Below are 3,219 nucleotides of genomic sequence, written 5' to 3'. Positions count from 1 at the left end.
GACGAGCTATATCACGATTATATGCAGCTGCACGATGATTATGCACAGATTAAGACAAGTTATGATGCTTTGCTAGATAAGACGTGGCAGGAGCACAACAGACAGATGATGGAGGGTGAGGGAGAACCGTGATAAAGGTTTTAGAACTCTTCGGTGGTATTGGAGCACCTAGAAAAGCGTTAATCAATCTAGGTGTAGAACACAAATCAATCGATTATGTTGAATGGAACGAAAAAGCTGTCAGAACCTATAACGCTATGTTTGATAATCGTTACAAGCCAGAGAGCGTTGTGGGGTACAGTTTGCAACCAGACATCTTAGTACACGGTTCACCATGTCAAGATTTTAGTCGAGCGGGCAAGCAATACGGTGGAAACGTTGAAGATGGGACCAGATCATCGCTGATGTTTGAAACAATAAAAATCATCGAGAATTTAGGTGTGTGGAAGCCGAAAGTCGTTATCTGGGAGAATGTCAAAGGTGTACTAAGCAAACGAATGATAAGTGCATTCAATCATTATTTAAGCGACATGGAGGGATTGGGATATACAAATTCTTTTGAGGTGTTAGACGCAAGAAATTTCGGAATACCTCAAGCGAGAGAAAGGATTTTTACAATCTCAACACTCGGGAACAAACAGTTTGATTTTTCTAAATTACGAACTGTTCCCATGCGGAATGTAAAAGAATTTTTAGAAGAAGACGTGAGCGATAAGTACCTCATAAAGCAACCAAGCATGATAAGCAAATTACCCGGTAAAGATGTTCCTGGTACGTTTGGTGGCAGAATGCTTCATGAAATAAAGGAGTATGCATGGACAATCACAACTAAACAGATGCGTTGTCCGAACAGTGGGGTTATTAAAACCAGTAAAGGATACCGTTACCTAACAGAAAAAGAATGTTGGAGACTGATGGGGTTCGATGACGAAGATTACTATGCAGCTTTAAAAGAACATCCAACCAGGCAAGGAATGATGAATGGAACACTCTATCATCAAGCCGGGAATAGTATTGTAGTGCAAATCTTAGAGTCTATTTTTGAGTTATTACTAAGTGGAAGTTATGAGAAAGATCGAAACATTAATAAAGAAGGTCAATTAGAGCTATTTGCGTAAGGGGGGTGAATCGTGATGGATGTACGGTTGGAAGAGATAAAAGAAAGATTTAAAGCAATGAATGAATTATCAAGTTTTAAAAAGTTAGCTCCAACAGAATTATTCTTTGGTGATCTAGATTACCTTATCCAACAAGCTGAAAAGGTGCAGGCCTGGCATGACGCTTATCGAAAAGAAGTAGAGCATGGTAATAAGCTTGTGAAAGAAAACAAGCGCTACAAAGAGGCTTTGGAGTTTTATGCAGATGATATAAACAATAGCTTGGGCGCTAATTTTCCCAAAGCAGTTTCAAAGGTTGGTGCTGATAACGGTAAAAAAGCACGTCAAGCATTGAAAGGAGAATCTTAAATGATACCACTGAAAGAATACGGTCAAATTGAGGTTGGAATGACGATCATCGACATGAACGGCGTTGAAGCTGTCATTGAGTCTATCGGAGAAGGTGGGCTAGTCACTGCGAACGGTCAAATGTTTATGTGGGATTGGAATAGATTAGGTCCTAATGTGATGGTGAAGGAAACAGCTGCAGAACGCCGTGAGAGATTGGAGGGATCTCTATGAAAAAGTGCATTGATTGCAATTTAAACGAAGTCAGAAATAAGCGCAGCAGCCTATGTGATAAATGTTTCGAAAAAGCGTTCAAAAGAAAAGTTGCAGAACAACCGGAGCAAAGCTGGTGGTGATACTGATGGGTGCATTAGATATCTACGAAGAGATTGAATCTATGCAATCAGCAGAAAAGCTTACAGCCAAACAACAGCAACGCATGAAGGTGCTGCAAGCAAAACTTAATCATGACAAATTAAGCCAGGAAAAACTTGATCGGATTTTATCCAAAGGACAAGACATGAAACAGTCAGAGGTTTTGATGCTGTTAGAAGCGAAAGTGCGGAAAGATCATATTTACAAAGCGCTAGGCATGGATAAGGGAGAGTTTAGGGAATATCTCGAAAATATCGGTGTGAAAGTTTCTACAAGGAAGAGGGGATGATGATGCGTAAAGTTTATGTGAAAGAGACCACTAAAATCAATGCAGATGGGGACCGGGTGCAAATCGTTAAGGTTTATCCGAACAAGGTTAAAGATTTCAGTTATGTGGTTTTTAGATAAGGAGTGAAGATTAATGCCAAATTTAAACGCTACAACAGATTTAATCAGACAATGGGGAATTGATAGGGGTTTAGATAAAGCTGCACCTGAAAAGCAGATGATGAAACTTATGGAAGAAGTCGGTGAATTAGCAGAAGGATTAGCTAAAGGGGATGGAGACAAGATACTTGATTCAATTGGCGATACGTATGTAGTGCTTACGAATCTATCAGAGCAATTAGGTTTTAGAGTGGAAGACTGTATTGAACGGGCTTATTTAGAAATTGCAAATAGAAAAGGGAAAATGGTTAACGGAGTATTTGTAAAGGAGGCGGATTTACGATGAAATTTTATGAATTTACCAACCCATACTATGCATTAATAAAAGCTGAAAATGAAAATAACGCAGCAAAATTATACGCAAAATCTGTAGCTGATATCGACGAGGGAGTCGACGTAAAAGAAATAGATTGTGATATGGCTTTAATCAAGTGTGCTCAGGCTCTTGGAGAAGATAATGATTATATCAACTCCAAGGAAATATATGATGATTTTATTAGAGAAGAACAGGAAGTTTTGCTGATAGATTATTTATTAATATAAGGAGGTATAGCATGAGCGACGTGGAAGTAAAACAACGCAAAGAGCATCTTATCAAAGGACTTAAACGGCTTGGAATCTATCACACTAGCGATGGTAGAAAGATAGAAGATTGCAGCTTATATACGCTTGAATGGACAAATATATCTGTTAGGTATGGGCTTGCCAATGAGAGCTATTAGCAGGATTAGACACGCCAATAAGCGCAGATGTTTGATGTTGTGTATCGACAAGGAAAAGTCCGGTTTTGAATGTGCAAGTCCAATTAAAGAAATAAGGATATATGAGAAGATTTTTAACAAAAGAGGGCAATATGTCACGACGATTGAAGAAACGTACTACGAGGCGGTTTATGTTAAGGAGAGAGTGAAATGATTAAATTCGTTATTCCATTGAAGCCTGTTCCGGCGGT

Annotated in this window: 7 protein-coding genes; all 7 read left to right on the top strand. The window is 38.9% G+C overall.

The features are described from left to right. Nucleotides 1-128 precede the first annotated feature (128 nt). The 7 genes from KI343_RS19645 (at nucleotide 129) to KI343_RS19615 (ending at nucleotide 2,989) form a co-directional block, all read left to right on the top strand. Nucleotides 129-1,118, top strand: coding sequence for a DNA cytosine methyltransferase (locus KI343_RS19645; protein WP_212928097.1), 990 nt, complete (start codon nucleotides 129-131; stop codon nucleotides 1,116-1,118). A gap of 12 nt (nucleotides 1,119-1,130) precedes the next feature. Next, on the top strand, nucleotides 1,131-1,466 hold the full coding sequence (locus KI343_RS19640) for a hypothetical protein (RefSeq protein WP_212928096.1): 336 nt from the start codon (nucleotides 1,131-1,133) through the stop codon (nucleotides 1,464-1,466). Beyond that, complete coding sequence (locus KI343_RS19635) at nucleotides 1,467-1,679, top strand: hypothetical protein (protein ID WP_212928095.1); 213 nt, start codon at nucleotides 1,467-1,469, stop codon at nucleotides 1,677-1,679. It abuts the gene before it with no gap. Between the two features lie 127 nt (nucleotides 1,680-1,806). Next, nucleotides 1,807-2,109, top strand: coding sequence for a hypothetical protein (locus KI343_RS19630; RefSeq protein ID WP_212928094.1), 303 nt, complete (start codon nucleotides 1,807-1,809; stop codon nucleotides 2,107-2,109). Between the two features lie 132 nt (nucleotides 2,110-2,241). Further along, nucleotides 2,242-2,553 (top strand): MazG-like family protein, encoded by a 312-nt coding sequence (locus tag KI343_RS19625; RefSeq protein WP_212928093.1) that lies wholly within the window; start codon nucleotides 2,242-2,244, stop codon nucleotides 2,551-2,553. After that, the gene (locus KI343_RS19620; RefSeq protein ID WP_212928092.1) at nucleotides 2,550-2,810 is read left to right on the top strand and encodes a hypothetical protein; all 261 of its coding nucleotides are present in this window, start codon (nucleotides 2,550-2,552) and stop codon (nucleotides 2,808-2,810) included. The genes KI343_RS19625 and KI343_RS19620 overlap by 4 nt, the downstream gene beginning before the upstream one ends. An 11-nt stretch (nucleotides 2,811-2,821) precedes the next feature. Further along, nucleotides 2,822-2,989 (top strand): hypothetical protein, encoded by a 168-nt coding sequence (locus KI343_RS19615; RefSeq protein ID WP_212928091.1) that lies wholly within the window; start codon nucleotides 2,822-2,824, stop codon nucleotides 2,987-2,989. The last annotated feature ends 230 nt before the right edge of the window (nucleotides 2,990-3,219 follow it).

Origin of the sequence: Oceanobacillus sp. J11TS1 (genome assembly GCF_018333215.1) — a bacterium.
GTDB lineage: Bacteria > Bacillota > Bacilli > Bacillales > Amphibacillaceae > Oceanobacillus.
The sequence above is the reverse complement of the archived record's forward strand: the minus strand, read 5'-3'. Positions and strand labels throughout refer to the sequence as shown.